Origin of the sequence: Lysinibacillus sp. JK80, assembly GCF_027557635.1 — a bacterium.
Taxonomy (GTDB): domain Bacteria; phylum Bacillota; class Bacilli; order Bacillales_A; family Planococcaceae; genus Lysinibacillus; species Lysinibacillus capsici.
In genome coordinates this window covers 3661663-3684179 of the sequence record NZ_CP058997.1, presented here as the reverse complement: position 1 = coordinate 3684179, position 22517 = coordinate 3661663, and the positions used below count along the sequence as shown (strand labels likewise).

Below are 22517 nucleotides of genomic sequence, written 5' to 3'. Positions count from 1 at the left end.
TATTATTTTATTCCTTCCTGAAATTTTAAAACTATTAGGTGTGGGGGGGAAACAATCTCAGGTCAACAAAGTAAAGCAATCTATTGAATCAGAGGTAATTCCACAAGTCATTGAGAAACTTAGTCCAGCAATTCAAGAATCTTTAGCAGAAATGGAAGATGTTATGATTGAAGAACTAGAAGAAAATTTAAGATTAATCATTTCCATTGAAGAAGAAGCTTTACAAGCAGCGTTAAATCAACAGGATGACATGCAGATAGAACATGATAAAAGTTAGTACAATATAAAACAACACTAGATTTAGTACGTGATGAATTACAAAAAGTTGAGAAGTTGGTGACAGTATGAATGTAGAAGCTATTCAATTTATCGATAAAATTCAACATATATCAGACGAACTTAGAAAGTACAATAAGTTTTTAAGCGAAGACCGCATTGCACTATTCCAAACAATTACCTGAAACTAAAAAAATTTAGAAGGAATTATGAAATCAAAGCGTAATTTGCAAATTGGGATTATTGGTGAAGTAAAAGCAGGGAAGTCTTCATTTATTAATGCTCTAATTTTGATGGTAAAGATATTTTGCCAAAAGCCCCAACGCCAATGACTGCGGCACTTACGAAAATTAGCTATGGTGACAGATTTGAAGCAGAAATTGTTTTTTACGATGAAAATGACTGGAACATTATTCAGCATAACGCGCATTTAGCAGACCGATTTTTAAGAGAGCTGTACGAGCAAGAAATGGAAAAAAGTGCATATGCGATGGATTTTGAACAATTTTGTGTTTTTAAAAAAGATGATGTGCCGAAGAATATTCAGCTTGTAAAGAGCTTATTGAAATGGCTGAAAAAATAATTTAAATGTATCACAATATATTGGTCAAAAAATTGAAATCAATGCTGATGAGCAAGATGAATATATTGAAAAATTAAATCATTATGTTGGCGCAGAAGGCAGTTTACACCTATTGTAAAAATATTCGGTAATTAAGCTAAATAATGAACGTTTAAAAAATATTGAAATTGTCGATACACCGGGGATGAATGATCCAATCGTAAGTAGAACGATTGTAACTTCAGATTTTTTAATGAATTGTGATGTAGTGTTCTTTTTAAGCTATGCAGGGCATTTTTATCACAGGAAGAAATGGGCTTACTTACTCGCTCGTTACCAGAAAACTCAATTAGCCATGCATATTTAATTGCTAGTAAATTTGACTCGGCAATATTAGATTATAAACAAAAAAAGCTCCACTGTGCAACATACGTTATTTAATCTTAATCAACAAGCAACTACAACAATTGGTGAGAGCATTACACAGCAAAATACTCCAGCTGTAGTAAAGGTAATTCAAGCAAATCTCCCGCCACACCCAACCTCAGGACTTATGTATAGCAGTGCAATGAAGCTTTATCATAATGAGCCATTAACAAAAGCAGAAGAGCATATTTTAAAGCAGTTTGAAAAGCGTTTTGAGGGTTTTAGCCGAAGTCCTAAAGAGCTGATGAAGCTTGCAAATGTACACACAATAGAAGGGAAAATTTTATCGAAAGTAAAAACAGAAAAAGACAATATTATTACTGAACGTTCATCCACGATTATTCAAGATCAGCATATTGAATTTTTACGTTTAATTCGCCAAATGGAAGAACAAACGATTGATAATATTCAAGAAATGAAGCATTCCGATGTTTCGGGCTTGAAAAATAAAGTCGAAAAAATTTCTTCGAAGCTCCAATCTATTCGAAAAAATGTGAATGATATTTTTACAGCAAATTATTTAAAAGCTAGCCGTATACTAGTTGATATTAAAATTGATGTAGAAAAGGAAATCAATAATCATACAGGTGTGAAAGTGGCGGTCTCTACTTCATCAGATACAGGTACTAGACGAACAGGATTTCTTGGCTTAAACGTGAATCTTATACGATTACAATGACAAACTATACAGCTGAAGTAACAGAGGTAGTCGCAAGTATTCGGAAATATATTACAAGATCTCGTGAAATGATTAATAACGAATTTAAACGCTTATTTGATTTACAAAATATGAAAAAGGATGTCGCAAACGAAGTAGTAGGCGCCTTTGAATTAATAAGTAATGAATTTAATGAATCTGAAATTAAGCGTGCTTTAGAAATTGTGTTAAATCAAATTGTTATCCAAGATATCGAAGTTGACCAAAGTAAATATGATGCAAAAATCACTTCCACTTTTTCATCGCCATCTGTTCGTAATGAAGAAATTTCGAACTTACAGCTAGAGCAGGAACGTATTTTGCAACAAGTAGCAAACGATATCAAATCTGAAATTGACAGCAAAATTAAAGAAATTGAGTTGCTATTAGAAAAGTATGCAGCGAATTTCATCGACGATATCGAAGCGCAAATTACGGTAAATGCAAAAAAAATCGAAATGCTATTAAAAGATAAAGAAGCAAACTTGAAACGAATGGAAGAAATTGCATTGAAATTAAATGTGTTTAAAAAACAATTAGCGCAGTAGGAGAATTCATATGACGAAGAAAATGGATTTATTTTCACTTGATGATTCCGATTTATTTGCTGCAGATGATGATTTATTTGATTTTAGTTTAGAGAAAGAGTACGAGGCGGAAAACCTTTATTTAGCGGACTCAGCTAAAGGGTTAAACCTTATTTCAAACTTATTAGGCGTAACTGATGAAACGAAAAGTAAATTACGAAATATACGTCGTCTGGACACTCTCATTGATAACAAGCTATTGCAATCTATCAATAAAATTCAACTGAAAAATGAAGTTCATTTGTATCAAGAGCTTGTAAAATTAAGTGATAAATTATTTGAGCAAAATAAAGTAGCTTTACTGAAAAAAAAGAAAACGATTGGTATTGGCGGTCAATTTAGCGCGGGAAAATCAAAGTTTATTAATTCGGTTATTGGTGAGGCAATTTTACCAGAAGACCAAGTGCCAACAACATCGATTGCTACGTATATCGTAAAAGGCGACAACTTGTTTATCGAAGCTTTAACAAAAAACAACCAATCTGTACAGTTAGATTTAGATGCCGTAAAAGCGCTAAGTCACGCGTTTTACAGTACGTACAATTTAGGATTTTCGCACTTCATCAATAACTTAGTTATTTCAACACCGGTATTTCCCTACGAATCGATTGCGATTTTAGATACACCAGGGTACTCAAAAGTTGATACAACGAAAAAGCAAGCGATTACAGATAATGAAAAGGCATTAATGCAATTAAAATCTGTCGACTACTTAATTTGGTTAATTGATGTGGAAAATGGCGTTATTAAGCAAGCGGATATTGATTTTATTGAATTATTAAATATGAAAAATCCGGTTCTAATTGTATTTAACAAATGCGACAAAAAAACAGAATCGGATGTGGAAAATATTATTAATACAACAAAGGAATATTTGAAAAAATCAAACATTACTTTGTATGAGGTAGTTGCTTATTCTGCTCAAGATGAAAAAGAGTACTTAAATCGCAACTATTTAAAAACGTACTTTAAGGAAATTAACCGTAAATCGAATACATTTGTACCATTAGAAGAGGAAATTCAAAAAATCATTAATCAGCTAGAGCATCAAATTGATGAGTATTTCAATGCGGTGCAAAAAAGACGTAATGATGTTGGCAACTTTATTTTTAAATCTGACGATATTTCAGAAATTCAAACGTTAACAAAGGTTTATGCAAACAACAAGAAATAAAAGAAATTAGTAATTGTAGAAAAAATTTAGCAAAAACAAAGGAACAAATTTTGAATCAATTCAATGCTCTTGTTTCTGGAGGTTTCCAATGACAAAAATCGAAAAAACCTTTCAAGTATTAGGAAAGTTATTAACAGAGGAAACAACCTCACAGTTTAACAATGTCAAAGCAAATCAGCAATTTCAATCGTTTTTACAATATGTAACAACAGAAGTTTATCCAGTCATTGATAAAAGCAGCTATGAAAATAAAACTAATTTTTTAATCAATTTAAAATCTGCTATACGGGAAATTGAATTTATCGTTCGCACACCCCATTTGCAAAATAAAACGCTAGTTGTTATAGAGGGTAAAAAGCATGCCGTTCCACAATGGTTTGAGCAAAATCAAATGCAGGAATATGCAAAATTTATTAGACAAAACGCAAACATTCCGATGATTTTATCTGCATCAGAAAAAACAACGATTGTTGCACAAAATACATTAGAAAACTTATCAAAGTTATCGCCCGATGAATTTCGACATGTGAATCAGCAATTATATAAAGAAAAGCTCGATGTAGATCAATTTATTCAAGTGTTTTATATTGAAGCAAAATGTCCGTTTGAGCATATTGCATTTATTTACTTACCACAATTTGTTTCAAGACAAAGTGAAATATATAAAATGCTACATAATATGGCAGAAGCATCGATTATGATTGAACCGCTTCATAAGCAATTGAATCAATATAAAGCACCGAACTATGCTAAACAACGTTTTATTATTGGAGAAAACGTAGAAACAGAGTTGTCTTCTTTAATACTTGAAGAAGTGCCAGTATTACTTCAGCAGCTTAATAAGCCATGTATGATGCCGGCGATCTATGATATTTTTACTGAAACATATCAAGATTACTTAATTAATGTGACAAAAGAGTTAGCTTATGAGCAATATTTAGTAAATGGGCTTTCTAAAGATTTAGTAACGGTTAGCGATGAAGAGCTTGAGGCAAATATTATATCAATTCGCAATAATTTAAAGAAACAGTTACAGGCTAAACAAATATCCCACAAAAATTTAGTTAAACATTTATTACAATGCAACAAACATTTAATGGAGATTGAAAAATTATTTGTAAGTCCTATACTTTCTGATGCCATTTTCTCTAACAAAGCTCAGCTTTACATCGCAAAACAGGCACTTGTCGCACTTGAAATAAAAGATAATACGGGATATAAAGTAGAAATTGAGCGTTTGAGAAATTCTGACTCTATTTATACATCAATCATTCAGGCCTATTCAAAAGGTAAAAAAGAAGAAATTGTTAAATGTATAAATATTTTAAATGAATTACCATTAAACGATGTGACAGCATATATTAGTATTAAATATTTTTCAGTTATTAAAAGTAAATCTCTTTATAACAAGCTTAAAAAGTTTTATCACAATAACTACGATGCAGAGGTTAATCTGTATTTAGGTAAAGCTGCAATTTCAGTTTCAAATAATGTCGATGCACAATTTTATTTTAAAAAAGCAATGAATCTCGGTAATTCTGAAGCAGCCGAGCTTTTATTATCGTTTATAAATAAAAAGAATATTATAGAGGTAGAAAGCATTGCACGTTTATTAGTTCCTGAAGCTTGCTATCTAGTAGGAAAATATTATTTAAATAGCAAATATAGCAAAGCGTTAACGTTTTTAAAGATTGCCGCGACATTTGAACATTTTCAAGCATTGCAAAAACTAGCAGAAATAGAATTTAATCGTTTTAGAAAAGGTCGAAACAATTTACCAGATGATCGCTTAGTGGTTGTATTTTCGAATGCACTAAAATTAAATCACTACGTTCATGAAAAAGAGCGCTCAAAAGAAGTAACAGAACGTTTAGGGAAGTTATATTATTGGGACGGAGATCATCGCAAAGCGATTAATTATTTATCAACAGTAGATAACGCAGAATGTAACTTTATGTGCGGGAAAATTTATCAATACGGTAATGTATTGTCGCAGGACTTACAAAAATCCAAAAATTATTTTGAAAAAGCTGTAAGGCAGTCACATTCTTATGCAGAAATAGAGCTACATAAAGTAACCGGTTGGATTCAATCAAACGAAGTGAAGCAAAGTTATAGCAGTAGTAGATCGTATAGTTCTTCTTCTTCAAGTTCAAGCTACTCATCAAGTAAATCTTGGTGTTTCTTAACAACAGCAACTTGTATTGCTTTAGGGAAAGAAGATAATTGTGATGAAATATTAAATTATAAAAAATATCGTGATGAGCATTTACGTTTCGATGATGATGGAAGAGACTTAATAGTAGAGTATTATCGCATTGCACCTGTAATTGTGGAAAAAATTGATGCCGAACCAAATCCGAAAGCGTTATATTTACACTTATATAATCAATATATAAAAGTTGGATATGACTACTTACAAAAAAATGATTTAGTTAATGCAAAAAAGATTTATATAGAGATGGTGAAAAATTTATGTGAAAAGTATAATGTTGTGCCATTTCAATATTAATAAAAGAGGGACTGTGTTCACTTGATGCTAGTCTATTTATTATGAAATTTAAATTAAAGCTTGTAATTAAAGAGTAGAAGAGAGCGCAATTGCTTACTTCTGCTTTTATTATAAATAAAGTAAAAATGTGGTAAATTGAACTTATCAAAAAAGGTTGAAAGTAAGCAAAACTATATACATCGACCCTATAAATTTGGAGTGATTTAAGTGAAAGCAAATGAAACAAATTTACAAGAAATAATTGAAGGCTCGAAGCAATATATCATACCAATGTTTCAACGTACATATAGTTGGGATCAAAAACAATGGCTAACATTATGGGAAGATTTAATGGAGTTAGTTGATGAGGCACAACATTATGAAAATCACTTTATCGGATCAATCGTATCTATACCGGTAAATGCAAATCCTACTGGCGTGCAACAATTTTTAGTAATTGATGGACAACAACGATTAACGACATTACTTGTTCTATTAAGCGTTATTCGTGACAAAGCAGAGGAAGATGGATTACCTGAATTAGCTGCTGAAATTAACGAAACGATGCTTGTAAATCGTTTTAAAAAAGGTGAAGAGTATTTTAAATTGTTACCAACGCAAGTTGATAAAGATATCTTTAAAAGAATTATAAAAAAAGAAGTTTTAGAATCAGATCAAAGTAGTGGGCTTGTAAAATGCTATGACTACTTTAAAAATAAGTTGCAAGATTTAACAACGGATGTGGAGCAGTTGAAAAATGGGGTTTTACATAATCTTTCGTTAGTTAGTATTGTACTGTCTCCAGATGATAATCCGTATTTAGTATTTGAAAGCTTAAATGCAAAAGGACAACCATTAACAGAAGCAGACTTAATTCGAAACTACTTATTTATGCGTATCGAACCATCAGAGCAAGAAGAAATGTATAAAGGCTATTGGCTGCCAATGCAAACGAATTTAGGCGATTCTTTAACTGAGTTCATCAGACATTTTTTAATGGGTGTAAACTTAAATGTCAAAAAGAAAGATGTTTATGTGAAATTAAAGCAGCAAGCAGATAAAGCGAATGTCATTGATTATTTGAAGGAGCTGGCTGTATTTGCAACTTACTATGATAAATTACTACATCCAGAAAAAGAGTCTAATGAAAAAATTCAATACTACTTAAAGCGTATTCAACAGTTTGAAGCACGTACCGCTTTTCCATTTTTACTTTATGTTTATCGTGATTTTGATGTGAAGAAATACAGTCTGGAACAATTCATTGAAATTTTGTCGATAATCGATAATTTCATTGTTAGAAGATACGTTTGCAATATCGAATCGAAACCATTAAATAAAATGTTTGGTTCGCTATATAACCAGTTAAAACCATTTAGTGAAGCTGACTCTATTCAAGAATTAAAAGCATTTTTACAGGTGAGAGGCTACCCTAAGGATACTGAAGTTCTTCATGAATTAATCAATTCACCTTTATATGGCGCTGGTGATAAGAGAGAGAAATGTAAGTTTATTTTAAGTGTACTTGAAGAAAGCTTTGGTCATAAAGAGAAAGTTGATTTAACGAAGGCTACCATTGAACATATCATGCCACAAACTTTAACTGAATCTTGGGAAGCTGAATTAGGTAGCAATTTTGAAGAAGTTCACGAAAAATATTTGCATGTTATTGGGAACTTAACATTAAGTGGCTATAATTCAGAGCTATCGAACGAATCATTCTCTACTAAGAAAAAATATTATAGTAAGAGCAATTTTGAATTGAATAAGGATCTCGTTAAATATAATACTTGGGATGAACAAGCAATCACTGACAGAACAGAAAAATTATATAAAAAATTCATTTTAGCATGGCCGTATTTTGGACTTGCTAGTGTTAAAGACAATGATGTAACAGGTAGCTCGCCACGCTTATTATTCATAGGTGATGAAACGACTAAGGTAAAAGTTTGGAGAGAAGTTTTAGAACATACTATTCTGTTCATTTACAAAAATAATCCTGAATACTACCAAGAATTGTTGCAGACGAGATCATTACTAATCTCAGTAGAAAAGAAGAATAACGAGATGCGTAGTGCTAAGCAATTGTCGAATGGGCATTTTATAGAAGTTAATTTTAGTGCAAAAAGTATTTACACGACATGTAAGAAGTTATTTATTGATGCAGGTTTTGATGCTGATACATGGGGTGTAGAGGTTGAGATGAAATAAATTATTAAGTTCAATTGTTTTCAAATAATTATCGTTTTTTAGCATATAAGAAAAGGTGAGTGTTTATGGGAACTTCAAAAAGAAAGCTTAATAAAGAAATCAAGAAAATGCTGCAAGATGTACCTGTTGAAAAAATCAATGACAAAACACCAGATGTTACAAAGAAAATAATTACTTTGAAAAGAATAAATACAGAATTTTTAGATGAAGCAACTTTAAACAAATGTATCAGTATCATTTCTAATCAATTTGAAGTTTTAAGTAAGGAAGGCTTTAATGGCATTACTCAGCAAGAAATAAAAAACGATCCCATTACAACCGAGCAATTTGTAAATCATATCTTGGATTTAATAGATAATGAGGATAATTTATTCGCAGATAAAGCTCTTTTAGAAAGAAGCTTTAAAATTACAATGACAAATTTTTTGAAGAATGAAGACTTAGTTCTAACGAGTTTTATCGAAAAATTATTATTTAATGTAGTAAAGCAAATACTTATAGGGGAATTACATGATACATTAAAAGAAGTTTATGATGAATTAAATTATGATGATATTGAATTAATGGTTAATAATGTCTCAAATCAAATTATAGATAATGAAACACAGCGTAAAATAGATCAATATATAGCAAAAGACTTAGAGTTTAGTGAAGTACTAAAATCTGTTGTTGAAGCTGCTAAAAATGTAACGTTTGGTGAGTTCTAATGAACGGATTAGTAAACGAGAACTTACATCTTCAATTGATGCAGGAATTTGAGGTTGATTATTTTAAGGACAAAGATAAAACTATTGTCGATTTAATTACAGTAATGGGTTCAGTATATTGCGTTGATGTATCTGTAACTGCCAGGAAAACCCATCTTTCTATTGAGATTCCAGTTTTCCATGTTGAAGTTTGGCAAGGTTTAACTAATAGACTTAGACTTTTACTAAAATGGGTTTCCGGTGAAGACTATCAAATTTCTTTTAAGCCATTTAATAAGGATTTAATAGCAAGAAAAGAAAGACAAATGAAATTATCGTTATATGGTCCAAATCAAAGAATTGTAAGCTTATTTTCAGGAGGATTAGATTCTTTAACAGGAGCGTATTATAATTTCAAAAATGACATTTCTAGCGATTATATTGGATTTCTCAATAAACGAGAAGAAGCAACTAAACAGAGGTTCCTTGCTGATTTTTATAAGAAAAAACTAAATCCTACCCCTGATATAATTTTGATAGAGAAACCAGTTGATAAGAAACGACACTATACACAAGCAACCCGTTCACTGCTCTATTTTTCTTTAGCAGTAGCTAAGGCATATTATAATCAATCTAATCAGGTTAACCTGTATGAAAATGGTGTTTTAACATTAAATCCAAACCTTTATGATAGATTTACGACGAAGACAACACATCCCAAAACTTTGTTTGAATACAATAATTTATTGGAGGATTTAAACATAAATGTACAAGTTAAACATCCATTATTATTTAAAACAAAAGGTGAATCAATAAATGAAATGAATTTAGATTTTAAAGGTGTAATCAAAGATTCATTCACATGTGGAGCTGGAAGATCGGACGTATTAAAAGTACATGTTGGGCAATGTGGAGTATGTATTCCATGCTTATTGAGAAAAATTTCAATGGCTGCATATGACAATGAACAGTATGATGTTTATATTACTTTGATTATGAAGAACAGAATTTTGAACCAGATGTATATTATTATGAATTTATTTCTAATGTGCAATACTTTCAAAAATATGTGCAGCTCATAAGAAACAACGAAATTTTTAGTGAATTAAACATTAAGTCAAAGTACTATGATGAGGCTGATTATTTAGTTAAAACGAATGAAATGCTGAATAAGTTTGCTAAAGAATTTGAAAGGTATATGGAAAAGTATGACTTACATCGATACGCACGTGCATATTGATTTCTATCCTAATCCGTATGAGTTGGCCTTAGAATATGAAACAAGCAAAATCTACACATTATTTGTAACTAATTTACCTGAGTTATACGAAAAGTACTTCGGTAGGTTTTCAAACTTTAAATACATTCGACTATGCCTAGGATATCATCCACAAGTTTCAAATGAATATCTTTTAAATAAAGACCTTTTCGAAAAATATATAGCTACCACTAGATACATTGGGGAGGTAGGGTTAGATTTTTTTCTGGAATAAGCGATAGAGAAAAAGCATTCAAATAGAGGCTTTCGATATGTTTCTAGTCAAAGGTTTAATAAAGGGCGTATATATACTATCCATAGTAAAGGCGCTGAGAGGGAAGTACTTGATATTTTGCTTGAAAATGAAGTTAAACATGCAATTTTTCATTGGTACACAGGCAAAATTAGTGTTTTGAAACAAGCGGTTGAAAAAGGATATTTTTTTCTATAAATCCGAAAATGTTAATGACTAAAAACGGATTAAATATAATTGCCATATTCCAGTTAAACAAATACTTTTTGAAACGGATGGACCATTTGCTCGAATTGATCGAAAACCTATTTACCCTAAAGATATTCCAAATTTTTATTCTGCTGTTGATAAGGAAGTAGATGGATTTGATAAAATTTGCTTTTCGAACTTTCGAAGAAGATTTAATTGAAAAGGATTTATAACATAGTGTATATGCACCGTGAATATTAGACTATCCCGAAAATATTTTTTATGTTAAATTTAACACGTAGGTTTTAGCCTATAGCGTGTGTATTACACACGCGTCCCGATAATCGGTATAGGGCATTCGTTTCGACGATTTATAATATAATTATAGACGCTGAATTGAATGGAGGATAATGCTAATGAATCTCTTAATGCAACTATTAATTGACTTATCAGTTTATCCAGCAGTCTTATATTACATATGAGGCTGTTAGAACTTTAACCTATCTTATTAAGATAGGGAGGCGGTTGAATCCCATTCCTCCTTGCCCACCGCCGCAGAAAATGGAGGAATACCATATTTTATGGAAGAAAAAATTTTTTTTGAAAAAATAGTGATAAAAGAAATATTAAAAATGTATTTGAAGAATATGTTGCTCAAAAGACTGATAATTTGACTGAGGAAAAAAAGTGAAAGTCCCAGAAGGTCTAGATATATCGATTACATCCTATTTCAAAAAAACCTTCCTCATCAGATAGATATGATTTATAAAAGAATTAGAAGAGGAAATTACTTTTTTTATCCTTTAAGAGAGATAGAAATTTCTAAAGACCCTCAATTAAATATAGAAGAAGCAAAGAAGCTTGGGAAAACAAGAGTTTTATCAATTGCTACAATAAGAGATGTACTGACTCAAAAGATGTTATATGATTTTTAAGCCCGATTACTGAAAGAGAATTTACTAAATTACCTTATGTGAGTTTTGCATATCGTAAGAATGTGAATGCCCAAAAGGCAGCTCAAAAAGTTTATAATGATTTAAATGAAGGATATATATACGCTTTGGATGCTGATTTAAAAGGTTTTTTTGATAATATACCTCATGATAAACTTTACGATCAGATTAAGATTTTCTTTAATGATATGCCAAAAATCCAAAAACTTTTATATCGTTTTATTCATGTAGATAAGGGTTATAAAAGGAAGAATAAAAATAAGGTTATAAGAGTAAAAAGAAATGAAGGGATTCCTCAAGGTGGAATTATTTCGGGAATGCTAGCAAATATTTATTTACATCAATTTGACTGCTGGGTAATGTCGACATTAAAATCCAAACATAATATCAGATATACTAGGTATGCAGACGATTTTGTAATTTTAGCTAAATCCGAAAAAGATATTATTAAAGTAAAAGACGAGTGTGAAAAATATTTAAATAGTATTAAATTAACATTACATCCAGACCCTGAAAAAACTAAGATTAGTAAGGTGAATTGTAAGAGAGGAATAAACTTTGTTGGATTTACAATTTCCAATAGGCATATTAGTATCAAACAATCGAATGTTTTGAAGTTCAAAAAAAGAATTGAAAATATTTAAATACGACAGATTTTAGTAAAAAGAGGTCCTTGGAACTTTTAAAGTTAAGAATGAGTTATAAATATTTTGGAAATGATTACAAAAAAAATAAATGCAAAAATTGTGGTGAATTTGAAAAATCTAGAAATTGGGTGCGATTTTTTTTAATTATTACAGACTATAATCAATTAAATACGCTAGATAATTGGGTATATAAATCAATTAATTATTATTATTTTCAGGCCACGGGAAAAAGGTTACCTAAAAACAGCTTGAAAAAATTTGATTTTCCATCTTTAGAAAAACTTTATTATGAGTATCGTAAACAGTTAAAAAAAGAAACAACGTCTTGTAAGTGTACAAGTATGAATCAGGATTTATACGCAACAGAAGATCCCTATAAAGAACTGTTTAATATATATCCATAACTTAATCAAAAATTCTTAAGTCCGTAAGCATTTTTATCAAACCTTATTAATTCCTTTGTAAGAGCCATTTTTGACCCTCGAAAATGCCCTTCAAACGTTGATATAATAAGGTTTTTCTGTTTTATAGACTGAACACCCGCCGTCTCCATACATTTCCAACGTATTAAACCGTTGGTATTACAGTGTTTTAACAGTTAAGGTGTTATTCAAGGGTGTATTACCCATTGGATAATGCCTTTTCTTTTTTGGTAAATTACAGTTAAATTGAAAGTTTGTTTAACCTTCTAATCTATACGGTTAGGAGGTTTTTTTATGTCTAAAAGCCGTACGCAAGGAATTTTTACAGTAGAAGGTGTTAAGGGCAGTGTGCCACGTAGTCAATACAGTGAAAAAGAATTACGAAGCAAGCAGTGGACACCTATTGATTACTGTTTAAAAACTGTATTCAAACAAATGGAACTAGCTGGCAACAGACCAAGGACCATTCACAGTTATGACTATATTTTTAAACAGTTTTGTGAAGCTAATAACATTGTATTTGCTGAAGAAATAACTGCCCAAACCATTTACAACTATTTAGATGTATTACAGGTTTCTGACAGAACGAAAAAAATACGTTTAAAGTCTCTCAAAGCTATATTAGGTAAATTTTATTTTAACAATTGGTTAACGGAACGGTTCTGGCTTAATATCCATATCAAAACAGATAGAGAAATTAAAGTTTCAGCAAAGGAAAGCGACATTTTTAAATTGATTCATTATATTGACCAATCAAGTTTTATTGGTTTCCGTGATTTAACAGCTATCCTTTTGATGTTTAAGACAGGGATAAGAATTACAACCCTATGTAATTTACGAGAACGTCATCTAGATTTAGAAAATGGTTTCTTAAATTTAGACGGTTCTACATTGAAGAATCATAAATTTTTGAAGTTGCCGATTGATGAAGAACTTATTGAAAGATTGCGGACATTAATAGATTCAAATAAAAAAATTCGCAAGTATTACAACAGACACAACACACACGTTTTTATAACACAAAGAGGGCTGAATATGGACGTTAGCAAGTCATCAAATTGTGCTATCTCTAAACAATTGACTAAATACAGTCAGCGTTACAATTTACCAAATATTAACGCACACGCTATCAGAAGGGCATACGCTAAAAACTTACTAGAAAAAGGTGCTAGTGTTCCTTAATCAGTAAAACGTTAGGTCATTCAGATTTAGCAGTAACAACGCAATATTTAGATTTAAGTACAGATGAAGTTGCTAATAGTTTGAAGAAGTTCCTGTAAATAAAAAAGAGAAGGTGCTGACTACACCTTCCCACGTACTAAGTGTTTGGCGACACGTTAGTACAAATCGATTTAACCTTGTTAATTAAATACGAATTTCAATGCCTTTATTTTACTCGAAAAAAAGTATATCTGTAAAGGTCTAGTTTCCTATTGTCTTTTTTAGGTGAAATTCTTTGATGGAATGCCTACTCACACCAATCAAAACTAAACTTGAAAGGTTATGACTTAACCGCTGCAATAACTAAGTCTAGGATACAATAAAGCACTTCCTTGTTGGTGCAAGTATCTGAATGGTGTTAGCGACCATTAACGGCTAGGTGTGGAAGGTCTGAACAGTTAAGGCTGTTGCAGAATACACCACTGTTTAAAGAAGTTGTTGAGTTACGCAAATAGACGTATAGGCATTAACGGTAATTGCAAGGCGATTATACGGACTTTAAACGCTATCGGGGGCAGAAGTAGATAGTAGGTGTATTGTCAGAAATGACGCATTTAACAAGGGCATACATATACGGATACCTTAATTATACTGATTCATGTAAATACATAATGCAAATGCTGGTCTTGTTCCTTGATTATTTTTTTAGTCATTGAGAACAAGGCTGGCATTTTTTGCACCAAGCCGTTGTCCTTATTGCCAGCTTCATGTTGGGGGCGAAGTCGTTTGTATGTCAACTGAAAATATAGAATCTGGTGCGAGAATTTAAGTATAAAGGAAATTGTAAAACAATATCGAATATAAATAATTAGAAAAAGTTATGCGAGGTGGTAAAAGTGTCGGGAACTAAAGCGATGAAAATGAATATACTTGATGAATTTGAAATCAAAGGATTTTGGAAGTTACCAGAATCTGAAGAAGAAGTATCGGGCATTCTTTTTTATAGTAAAGATAAAATAACTCTGGAACTGTTAGGCAGTTTTGGAGATGAATATGATATTCCAAATAAGTTAAATAGATATGATATTGTTCATGGTTTTTCTGATAAAGGGGAAGAATTTACTTTATTTGACGTTTATATGAGTACGTTTTCTTTTAATGCACCAGGGATATTAACGGAAAGTTATTTAGTTAGTGAATTTATTGTAGGGGCAAATTTTAAAAGTAAAGAAGAAATTGAATTTTATTCAATGTCTATATATCCTACATATTTAGCTGAATGGTTGGATAGAAGAAATTTTATTGGGAAGTATGACGAAAATAGAAATTTGAAATCTATTGAATGGCTAGATAGTGTAGCTTTTGAGTATAGGGTTGAGGAATTAAATGTAAATATTAAAGAGATACAGTACATAAATGAATCGGCTAATACACAACATAAATTCAATTGGACTACTCAAACAGGTCTACAAATAACCCCAAACAAAACGAAGAATTTAGAATGGTTTTTGGACGTTTCTCACAGCTTAAAAAATCTATTAACATTAATTATTAATCAACCAATTCATATTATTAGATACAATTTTTATGGTGATATTGATACAACAATAGGAGGAAATGAAAAATATAGAAAAAAGTATTGTTATTTTAGAACTGTTAGGAACTTAACTATTAAGCCTAAATTTGATGAATCGTCTGCGTTCGTAAAATTTAGGGATATTGAAGATTCATTTGAATTCATTATAAATAATTGGTTTAAAGTCCAAGCTGAATATGAAACAATTTTTGATTTATATACAAGTGAATTTTATAAAACTAGGTACATAAATTCGAGTTTTTTAAGTGCTATTCAATCTTTAGAAACATATCATAGGAAAAAATTTAATACTAAACTTTTTAATGAAGAAACTTATAGCAGTTTTGCTGAAAAAATTATTGAATATGCAAAGAAAGAAACACCAGAATTTGCATCTAAAATAGAAGGTATGCTTGGATATGGTAATGAAGTTTCATTAAGTAAGAGAATAAAAGAATTATTGGGGAATATGGGCGAGGATATTAAAGAATATATCATAGGTGAGAAACCTAAACAGAAAAAATTCATACAACAATTAGTTGATACAAGAAATTATTTGACGCATTTCGATAAAGGAAAAAAAGCAAATTTATTAGAAAGTTTTGATGAACTGTTTTATGCTACGCAAAGGTTAAAAGCCCTTCAAATAGTAATTATGTATAAGGAATTGGGGATAGAAGAGAATTTTGTGTTTGATAAAATTAAGAATACAAATCAATTTTCATGGCATTTACCTAAAGCAAAAAAAGTATTGAATTAATAAGGAAAGGCTTCCGTAAAATTTCTAAATGGAAGCCTTTTTTACATATTTAATTATTTTTGTTTATTACTTTTTTATATAAAGTAATAATAGCAATTATCTTCAATAAATTTGTCTAACTCATGTTTATAGATTCGTTTAATGGCGTCCACTTCAAATATTTTTAATCCCTCGTACCTAAATTTTTGAAATGTATTATATGATACTCCTAAATATTCTGAGGCTTCCTTAATTGTGAGTACTGTTTATTAGGTTTGGTTACTTGCTCAGTAATAGCTGTAATTATTTCAATTTTCAATTCTTCTAGATATAGTTTTACTGCTCGTTCTGTCATTTTATTGGCTCCTTTGCTTTTTGTATAAAACAATATAGCCGACGAATCTATATATTTTAAGAGTAAATTTTATTTTTTCTTCTTTTGCTGGGAGTAGAAAATTAAAAGACAGTATGCTACGCTTTATCTAACCTAGTTTTAACAGAACTGAATATTTATCGAATGACCTCCTATTAAAATGCGGCAACAGTTTGAATTAGGGGGTCATTTTCATTTTGAATGTATTTTTTGCTGATCTATAATTCATTTTTTGTAAAATGAGTGAAAATATTACTAAGTATTTTTGGTATACTGTTGATAATGAATTACAAATAGGATTTTGCATTGAGCATTTGGTTATTTCGAGCAGGTTCCCATGGTGAGTATGAAAGTAAGGTTATACAGGATAACCGTGTATATTTGACGTAGGATGAATTAAATGTTGATTTAAATAAATTCCAAAAAAAGAAGAATTATATTCGTTTTTGGTTGAAAAGTATATGATTTAGAAAAAGAAAAGACAGCAATAAATTGGGCTTCACAAATATATCCTATTGCTCATCGAATAGCGATCGGATTGTATTACCTAGTAACTTAATAACGATTCATTTTGGTAAGATAACAGGTGACTATAAATACAATTCAAACTTGGAAAATCCTTATTTCCACTATCGAGATGTAGGTGGGTTTTCATTAGATGTTCCTAGAGACAGATTTGAACAGGATATCTTGTCTTCAATGGGAGTTTTTATGACTGTTTATAAAATACATAAAAATAATGCTGAGGAACGCATTAAAGAGATGTATAAGAATAACTGGCAAGTAATCCATAAACCAATTCCTGAAAGAATTGAAGATACTGAAGATGATGTAATACCGGATTTTGAAGAGTATAAACAAGATAGAATTTCAGACTATATTATTAGAAAATTTGAAGGGCATAAGATAGAAATGCTAATAGAAGAAATTCTGAAAGCGATTAGATATTTTAGCAGCAGCAAAGCTTACGGGCATGGGGGAAAAGTTTGGACTATGAGAAATGATATTTTTATAAATGAAACTATTTTAAATAGCTTTGTAGATCAAATACCTAGAAATTTATATCCAAGAGACTATAAAAAAGAAACACAGTCTCTTTTAGCTTAGCAGGTATAAAAGCAGACTTTAGTGAAGAAAACGTAGTTCGAAACATGAATAATCATGAAAAAATTGAGCTGCTGTTAAAATATCTTAAAAGTAAGGATGCTTTACAATATATTGGATCTAGGGATATGTATGATTCATTTAATAATAATGGAAAAGCATTTGTTCTTGAAACTATGAAAGCAACACAAATAATATTTCCACCGGAATCTTTAAAAGATACTCCTGACCTTAAATATTTTGCTCTTTGGATTTCCAATCCTAATACAAGTGATATTCAACATGGAGAAATAATTCTTAACTATACTGGAACATTTTTGTACATCACTCAAATGTGGCTAGACAATGGTTGGTATTCGCCTATACGTTCTGGATGTTCCGCCCTTCAAGCAATAGTTAACTATTTAGAAGGCAGACCAATACTGAATACCATTCTCCATGGAGGAAGTGAGAGATTTGGTAGAAGTAATTTTCAACACCCTATAGATAAATTAATTAGTTTAGGTGCAAAAAAAGGGAGTACTAAAGAAATAACTTGTCTCTACCAGAAACGTTATATTACAAATGAGCAGTGCTACATATTTAACAGTAAAGAAACAAGAGTAAATGATTTATTAGCATATCCTATTTTCATTTCAGAAGAGATTTAAAATATTTATATAAAAAATTTCCATTATACTTATATATGTTCTCTCCGACATATATATAAGTGGTAACTTGTAACTGTATTATATGGCACTCTATTACATGTAGTCAGTAATATTAAAAAAAGAAGGTGAACTTATTTGAAGATTACCGATACAATATTTAGATACCCATCCTCTTCAATTTTTCGGAATGATGGCCTATGTAGAGTGAGGACATTTGTTGGGAAAAACAAGGATATATATGTACTAATTACAGATATTGGAGATAAAAATCCTTCTGCTTCCGTCACAAATTCTATTGAATATATTTATGATGCTCTTATAGAGAGGGGAATTATCCCATTACAATCCCAAATTATAGAACACTATGAAAATAGTTTAAGTTTTGATTTAGTTTCATTTACTGGATCTCCAAATTGGAAATCATTAAGGCTAGAAACAGTTTTAGATTTACTAAACTGTGATGAAATTGAATTAAACCAAAAAACTTCTTCAAACCCTAGACTAATCAGTGAAATTGAAAAGTTGCGATACGACATAAATCCTTTATTGGATTTTCCGTATCGTGAAGATCCAGAAGTTGTAAGACGTAGGTTAGAAATTGAATCTAAAAGTATTAGTAAAGACTGTATTGCCAAATTAATCGAAGATGGCGCTAAAGAACAAGATATATTGAAACTTCTAAAACAAGATTTATCTTTATTTGGAGAAGTTTATTCTAACCCTTCAGAAGAGTATATTTGTTTCTCAGAGTTTCCTGTTTTGAATGGCAGGGTAGATTTCGCTGTTTTTACAGGTAGATCAAGAATGAATATATTTTTAATTGAAGTTAAAGGAGCTAACTTTAACCTAGTCAACCGGGGGAGCTATGGCAATTTCTCTAGCAAGGTTGAAGAGGCAGCTGGGCAACTTAGGAATCGTTTGGGTTACATTTACAGAAACTATGAAGAGTTTAGAAAAGAAGCCCATAAAATAAGAGAGACTGTTGAATCAGGTCAAATGATACATAATGCTTTGATTGGTCCACAAGGGGTTTTACAAGTTGATCCTAATAAAGATATAAACATTTATCCAGTTTTAATAGCTGGTAGAACAGTGGACGATTTAAGTGAAAGTAAGAAACGACAGGACTATGAAAATAATACCAACCCGTCTTTGAAAGTGGAGACTTGGGATACTTGGATAAGAAAGCTAAGAAGGTAATTTAATTTAGACATTAAATATGAATGATTATTAAGGGTGTCTCAAATATTGAGACACTTTTTTATTAATTAATTTTGATATAAAAACACAAACGATTATGGTATTTAAACAAAATACATGTTGTTTGTTGTCGAATTATGGAAAGGTGTAACTTTTTGATGTTAAAATATGTGATAACAGAATGTTCTAGGGGGAATAGAAAATGAAACCACCAATTGAGTTTATTAAAAAAGATAATATGAAAAATTGCGTTCCCAGAGAATGTTAAAAAAATATAATGAAGAAATTGCCTTACAAAGTAATAAGGAGTAGAGAAATGACAGCTATCGAAATTCTATCATGGCCTTTTATACAAGAACGCATTAATCAAATCAACAACAAAGAGCAGTATTTAAATTATCCAGTCATTTATGTTTTAAATGGCAACAAAGAAGCTTATATTGGTGAAACTGTTTATTTTAAAAATCGTATGAAAGCTCATTTAAAAGCACGTAAAAATATTAACCAAGTAAACTTGATTAAGCATGAACAGTTTAATCGTTCAGCAACGTTTCATCTTGAGACTAAGCTGATTAACTACTTCCTAGGTGATGAAAAATATACGCTTCAAAATAAAAGTAAAACAGCTAGCGATTTTACTCACAACTACTACAACAAGTCTTACTACGATCAACAACTGTTTAAAGAACTTTGGCAGAAGCTATATGAACAAGAGCTTGTCGACAATGAACTGCATGTGATTGAAAACAAAGATATTTTTAAATTATCTCCATTCAAAGAATTATCTTTAGAACAACTTGAGTTAAAAGATAAAGTACTCGAATTTTGTGAGAAACATGTAACCCAGAGCTCTAGTGAATATGGGAGTCTATTAGTCATTGAAGGTGAAGCGGGCGTTGGTAAAAGCGTTGTGCTAAGTTCTATTTTCAACACTATTCAAGAAAGAGCAGAAGAAGCATCTTCAAATTTATATCGTACAGAAAATTATTTAGTCGTGAACCATGAGGAAATGTTTAAAACATATAAAGATATAGCTAAACAGGTGAAGCATTTAAAAGGGAAAAACTTTGCAAAACCAACATCTCTGGTTAATACATTGCAAAAAGAGGAAAAAAAGGCTGATATCATTTTCGTTGATGAAGCGCATTTACTGTTAACAAAACCAGATACTTATAATAGCTTCCATGGCAATAATCATTTGGAGGAGCTGTTAAAGCTAGCGAAAGTGGTTGTTATCATCTATGATCAAGACCAAGTATTGAAACTGAAGAGTTTATGGGGAGCAGCAACATTAGAAGGGCTCAAAAAATTAAGTACTTTTCACGAAGAATACCAGCTAACAAACCAATTCCGCATGCAGGCAAATGATGACGTAATCAATTGGATAAACGAGTTTAAGCGTAAAAAGTTAATGCCGCTTCCTAAAGATAAAAACTATGAATTTAAAGTGTTTGAATCGATGAAAGACATGCATGATAAAATTAAAGTTAAAAATAACAAGCACGGTTTAAGTCGTATTGTATCAACGTTTGATTACATACATAAAAAAGACGGTGGAATATACTACGTGAAGGAATCGAATGGTGAATACCAACTGCCATGGAATACAACGAGTACGAAATATACGTGGGCTGAAAAAGCAGAAACAGTTCATGAGGCTGGTTCTATTTATACAATACAGGGCTTTGATTTAAATTATGTTGGGGTCGTGCTTGGTCCATCTGTTCAATACGACGCTGCTAAAGATGAAATCATCATTGATACGAGTAAGTATATGGACAAAGGTGCATATACAGGTATGGACGGAATTGAAAATGTAAATGAAGCAAAGGAAAAAATCGTCCTAAACTCAATCAATATCTTGATGAAGCGTGGAATTAAAGGTCTGTACATTTATTCAAGTGATGAAGCGTTGCGCAATAAACTTCTAGAATATCAAAAAGCAGGTGAATAGTATGAGTGAGTTAGAACAACTACGTGAAAGTATTTTGCAATTCCGAGACCAACGTAAATGGCAGCAATTTCATAATCCTAAGGATCTAGCACTCTCCTTAACATTAGAAGCAAGTGAATTATTAGAGCTATTTCAATGGAAAACGAGTGAGGAAGCAGTTGAAAAGAATTTAGATAAGATGAAGGAGGAGCTAGCGGATGTTTTGATTTATGCGATATTGTTTGCGAATGAAACGGATTTGGACTTAGTAAAAATAATAAATAATAAACTTCAAAAAAATAATGAAAAATATCCAATTGAAAAGTTTGCTGGAAAAAATACTAAATACAATGAGATATAAATTTATAAAACAAATTTAAAAGGAATTTAAAAAGAATTTAAAAAACCTTAGTTTTCGTTTAAATACGAAAAACTAAGGTTTTCTTATGAGAATTTATTTGATATAGGGGAGTAATAGTACATATAATCCTTTTTTTGTTCCTCTGATAAATTTTTAATGATATTAAATAATTCGTCATCTATATTTTCACTTTGTAGAAATTTATCTTGTGGAATCTTAATAGTTGTATCAACTTTGTTTTCCAGTAATAAAAAGAATGAGCTAAGCGTTAGTCCAAATTGCTCGCAAATTTCACCTAACAGTGTATAATTCGCTTCCTGAATGCCGCTTTCTATCCGTGAAAAGAGTGTCACTTGATTCTTCAACATGGGATTATGGCCTCGACCAAATTGTCACTAAACTTATAGAATGGGATAGTGTATTTAGTCCTTTAATAAAAAAAGGTTTCAACCCGAGTATGGGATTGAAATACATAGCTTTACTAATTTTGATTTATTCCATTAATTATTAATCATGAACTATTTATAAGAAAATTTTGGTATAATTAGAGTATCATTAGTACTATAATGATGGTCACTTGACCTTATT

Annotated in this window: 22 protein-coding genes and 1 pseudogene; 20 read left to right on the top strand and 3 right to left on the bottom strand. The window is 30.8% G+C overall.

Going from position 1 to position 22517, the window contains the following annotated elements; translation table 11 throughout:
- Positions 1-40 precede the first annotated feature (40 nt).
- The 15 genes and pseudogenes from HXV90_RS18520 to HXV90_RS18455 all read left to right on the top strand — a co-directional run bounded on the left by HXV90_RS18520 (position 41) and on the right by HXV90_RS18455 (position 16329).
- The gene (locus tag HXV90_RS18520; RefSeq protein ID WP_269897751.1) at positions 41-277 is read left to right on the top strand and encodes a hypothetical protein; all 237 of its coding nucleotides are present in this window, start codon (positions 41-43) and stop codon (positions 275-277) included.
- Between the two features lie 306 nt (positions 278-583).
- Positions 584-859 carry a hypothetical protein gene (locus tag HXV90_RS18515; protein WP_269897750.1) on the top strand — a complete coding sequence of 92 codons (276 nt, stop codon included), beginning with the start codon at positions 584-586 and terminating at the stop codon, positions 857-859.
- Between the two features lie 184 nt (positions 860-1043).
- Positions 1044-1205: a hypothetical protein gene (locus tag HXV90_RS23540; protein WP_442916326.1), complete on the top strand. Its 162-nt coding sequence runs from the start codon at positions 1044-1046 to the stop codon at positions 1203-1205.
- Between the two features lie 54 nt (positions 1206-1259).
- The gene (locus HXV90_RS18510; RefSeq protein WP_269897749.1) at positions 1260-1943 is read left to right on the top strand and encodes a hypothetical protein; all 684 of its coding nucleotides are present in this window, start codon (positions 1260-1262) and stop codon (positions 1941-1943) included.
- On the top strand, positions 1940-2509 hold the full coding sequence (locus HXV90_RS18505) for a hypothetical protein (protein WP_269897748.1): 570 nt from the start codon (positions 1940-1942) through the stop codon (positions 2507-2509). The genes HXV90_RS18510 and HXV90_RS18505 overlap by 4 nt, the downstream gene beginning before the upstream one ends.
- Before the next feature lie 10 nt (positions 2510-2519).
- On the top strand, positions 2520-3722 hold the full coding sequence (locus HXV90_RS18500) for a dynamin family protein (RefSeq protein WP_269897747.1): 1203 nt from the start codon (positions 2520-2522) through the stop codon (positions 3720-3722).
- 88 nt (positions 3723-3810) lie between these two features.
- Positions 3811-6234, top strand: coding sequence for a CFI-box-CTERM domain-containing protein (locus HXV90_RS18495; RefSeq protein WP_269897746.1), 2424 nt, complete (start codon positions 3811-3813; stop codon positions 6232-6234).
- A gap of 207 nt (positions 6235-6441) precedes the next feature.
- Positions 6442-8424 carry a DUF262 domain-containing protein gene (locus HXV90_RS18490; RefSeq protein ID WP_258860369.1) on the top strand — a complete coding sequence of 661 codons (1983 nt, stop codon included), beginning with the start codon at positions 6442-6444 and terminating at the stop codon, positions 8422-8424.
- Between the two features lie 65 nt (positions 8425-8489).
- The gene (locus tag HXV90_RS18485; protein WP_258860370.1) at positions 8490-9131 is read left to right on the top strand and encodes a hypothetical protein; all 642 of its coding nucleotides are present in this window, start codon (positions 8490-8492) and stop codon (positions 9129-9131) included.
- Positions 9131-10192: an adenine nucleotide alpha hydrolase family protein gene (locus tag HXV90_RS18480; protein ID WP_269897745.1), complete on the top strand. Its 1062-nt coding sequence runs from the start codon at positions 9131-9133 to the stop codon at positions 10190-10192. The genes HXV90_RS18485 and HXV90_RS18480 overlap by 1 nt, the downstream gene beginning before the upstream one ends.
- A 126-nt stretch (positions 10193-10318) precedes the next feature.
- Positions 10319-10819 (top strand): annotated as a pseudogene (locus HXV90_RS18475) (TatD family hydrolase).
- Positions 10820-11783: 964 nt separating this feature from the next.
- Complete coding sequence (locus HXV90_RS18470) at positions 11784-12407, top strand: reverse transcriptase/maturase family protein (protein ID WP_269897744.1); 624 nt, start codon at positions 11784-11786, stop codon at positions 12405-12407.
- 29 nt (positions 12408-12436) lie between these two features.
- A complete protein-coding gene (locus HXV90_RS18465) occupies positions 12437-12814 on the top strand; it encodes a hypothetical protein (protein ID WP_269897743.1) in 378 nt (125 codons plus the stop codon).
- Between the two features lie 312 nt (positions 12815-13126).
- Positions 13127-14014 carry a tyrosine-type recombinase/integrase gene (locus HXV90_RS18460; RefSeq protein WP_269897742.1) on the top strand — a complete coding sequence of 296 codons (888 nt, stop codon included), beginning with the start codon at positions 13127-13129 and terminating at the stop codon, positions 14012-14014.
- 875 nt (positions 14015-14889) lie between these two features.
- The gene (locus HXV90_RS18455; protein ID WP_269897741.1) at positions 14890-16329 is read left to right on the top strand and encodes an ApeA N-terminal domain 1-containing protein; all 1440 of its coding nucleotides are present in this window, start codon (positions 14890-14892) and stop codon (positions 16327-16329) included.
- Positions 16330-16403: 74 nt separating this feature from the next.
- On the opposite strand, the gene HXV90_RS23535 is transcribed toward HXV90_RS18455, so the two are convergent.
- Complete coding sequence (locus HXV90_RS23535; RefSeq protein WP_442916340.1) at positions 16404-16562, bottom strand: helix-turn-helix domain-containing protein; 159 nt, start codon at positions 16560-16562, stop codon at positions 16404-16406.
- Complete coding sequence (locus HXV90_RS18450; RefSeq protein ID WP_269897740.1) at positions 16538-16663, bottom strand: hypothetical protein; 126 nt, start codon at positions 16661-16663, stop codon at positions 16538-16540. The genes HXV90_RS23535 and HXV90_RS18450 overlap by 25 nt, the downstream gene beginning before the upstream one ends.
- 729 nt (positions 16664-17392) lie before the next feature.
- On the opposite strand from HXV90_RS18450, the gene HXV90_RS18445 reads away from it, so the two are divergent.
- The 5 genes from HXV90_RS18445 (at position 17393) to HXV90_RS18425 (ending at position 21929) form a co-directional block, all read left to right on the top strand.
- Entirely contained in the window at positions 17393-17788 is a 396-nt protein-coding gene (locus tag HXV90_RS18445; RefSeq protein WP_269897739.1) for a hypothetical protein, read from the top strand.
- A 44-nt stretch (positions 17789-17832) separates the two neighbouring features.
- Positions 17833-18435 (top strand): hypothetical protein, encoded by a 603-nt coding sequence (locus HXV90_RS18440; protein ID WP_269897738.1) that lies wholly within the window; start codon positions 17833-17835, stop codon positions 18433-18435.
- A 135-nt stretch (positions 18436-18570) separates the two neighbouring features.
- A complete protein-coding gene (locus HXV90_RS18435) occupies positions 18571-19635 on the top strand; it encodes a Shedu immune nuclease family protein (protein ID WP_269897737.1) in 1065 nt (354 codons plus the stop codon).
- Between the two features lie 316 nt (positions 19636-19951).
- Positions 19952-21589, top strand: a complete 1638-nt coding sequence (locus HXV90_RS18430; protein WP_269897736.1) for a DUF2075 domain-containing protein — start codon at positions 19952-19954, stop codon at positions 21587-21589.
- Position 21590: 1 nt separating this feature from the next.
- Positions 21591-21929, top strand: coding sequence for a nucleotide pyrophosphohydrolase (locus HXV90_RS18425; RefSeq protein WP_269897735.1), 339 nt, complete (start codon positions 21591-21593; stop codon positions 21927-21929).
- An 83-nt stretch (positions 21930-22012) separates the two neighbouring features.
- Here the strand turns inward: HXV90_RS18425 and HXV90_RS18420 are convergent, their stop codons facing one another.
- Positions 22013-22297 (bottom strand): hypothetical protein, encoded by a 285-nt coding sequence (locus tag HXV90_RS18420; RefSeq protein WP_269897734.1) that lies wholly within the window; start codon positions 22295-22297, stop codon positions 22013-22015.
- Between the last annotated feature and the right edge of the window lie 220 nt (positions 22298-22517).

Excerpts from the sequence above, each read along its gene's own strand:
- HXV90_RS18505 (WP_269897748.1), top strand. The coding sequence starts at position 1,940 with ATGACAAACTATACAGCTGAAGTAACAGAGGTAGTCGCAAGTATTCGG.
- HXV90_RS18440 (WP_269897738.1), top strand. The coding sequence starts at position 17,833 with ATGAATAATCATGAAAAAATTGAGCTGCTGTTAAAATATCTTAAAAGT.
- HXV90_RS18430 (WP_269897736.1), top strand. The coding sequence starts at position 19,952 with ATGACAGCTATCGAAATTCTATCATGGCCTTTTATACAAGAACGCATT.
- HXV90_RS23540 (WP_442916326.1), top strand. The coding sequence starts at position 1,044 with ATGAATGATCCAATCGTAAGTAGAACGATTGTAACTTCAGATTTTTTA.
- HXV90_RS18480 (WP_269897745.1), top strand. The coding sequence starts at position 9,131 with ATGAACGGATTAGTAAACGAGAACTTACATCTTCAATTGATGCAGGAA.
- HXV90_RS18460 (WP_269897742.1), top strand. The coding sequence starts at position 13,127 with ATGTCTAAAAGCCGTACGCAAGGAATTTTTACAGTAGAAGGTGTTAAG.
- HXV90_RS18420 (WP_269897734.1), bottom strand. The coding sequence starts at position 22,297 with ATGTTGAAGAATCAAGTGACACTCTTTTCACGGATAGAAAGCGGCATT.
- HXV90_RS18485 (WP_258860370.1), top strand. The coding sequence starts at position 8,490 with ATGGGAACTTCAAAAAGAAAGCTTAATAAAGAAATCAAGAAAATGCTG.
- HXV90_RS18500 (WP_269897747.1), top strand. The coding sequence starts at position 2,520 with ATGACGAAGAAAATGGATTTATTTTCACTTGATGATTCCGATTTATTT.
- HXV90_RS18445 (WP_269897739.1), top strand. The coding sequence starts at position 17,393 with ATGACTGTTTATAAAATACATAAAAATAATGCTGAGGAACGCATTAAA.
- HXV90_RS18425 (WP_269897735.1), top strand. The coding sequence starts at position 21,591 with ATGAGTGAGTTAGAACAACTACGTGAAAGTATTTTGCAATTCCGAGAC.
- HXV90_RS18495 (WP_269897746.1), top strand. The coding sequence starts at position 3,811 with ATGACAAAAATCGAAAAAACCTTTCAAGTATTAGGAAAGTTATTAACA.
- HXV90_RS18450 (WP_269897740.1), bottom strand. The coding sequence starts at position 16,663 with ATGACAGAACGAGCAGTAAAACTATATCTAGAAGAATTGAAAATTGAA.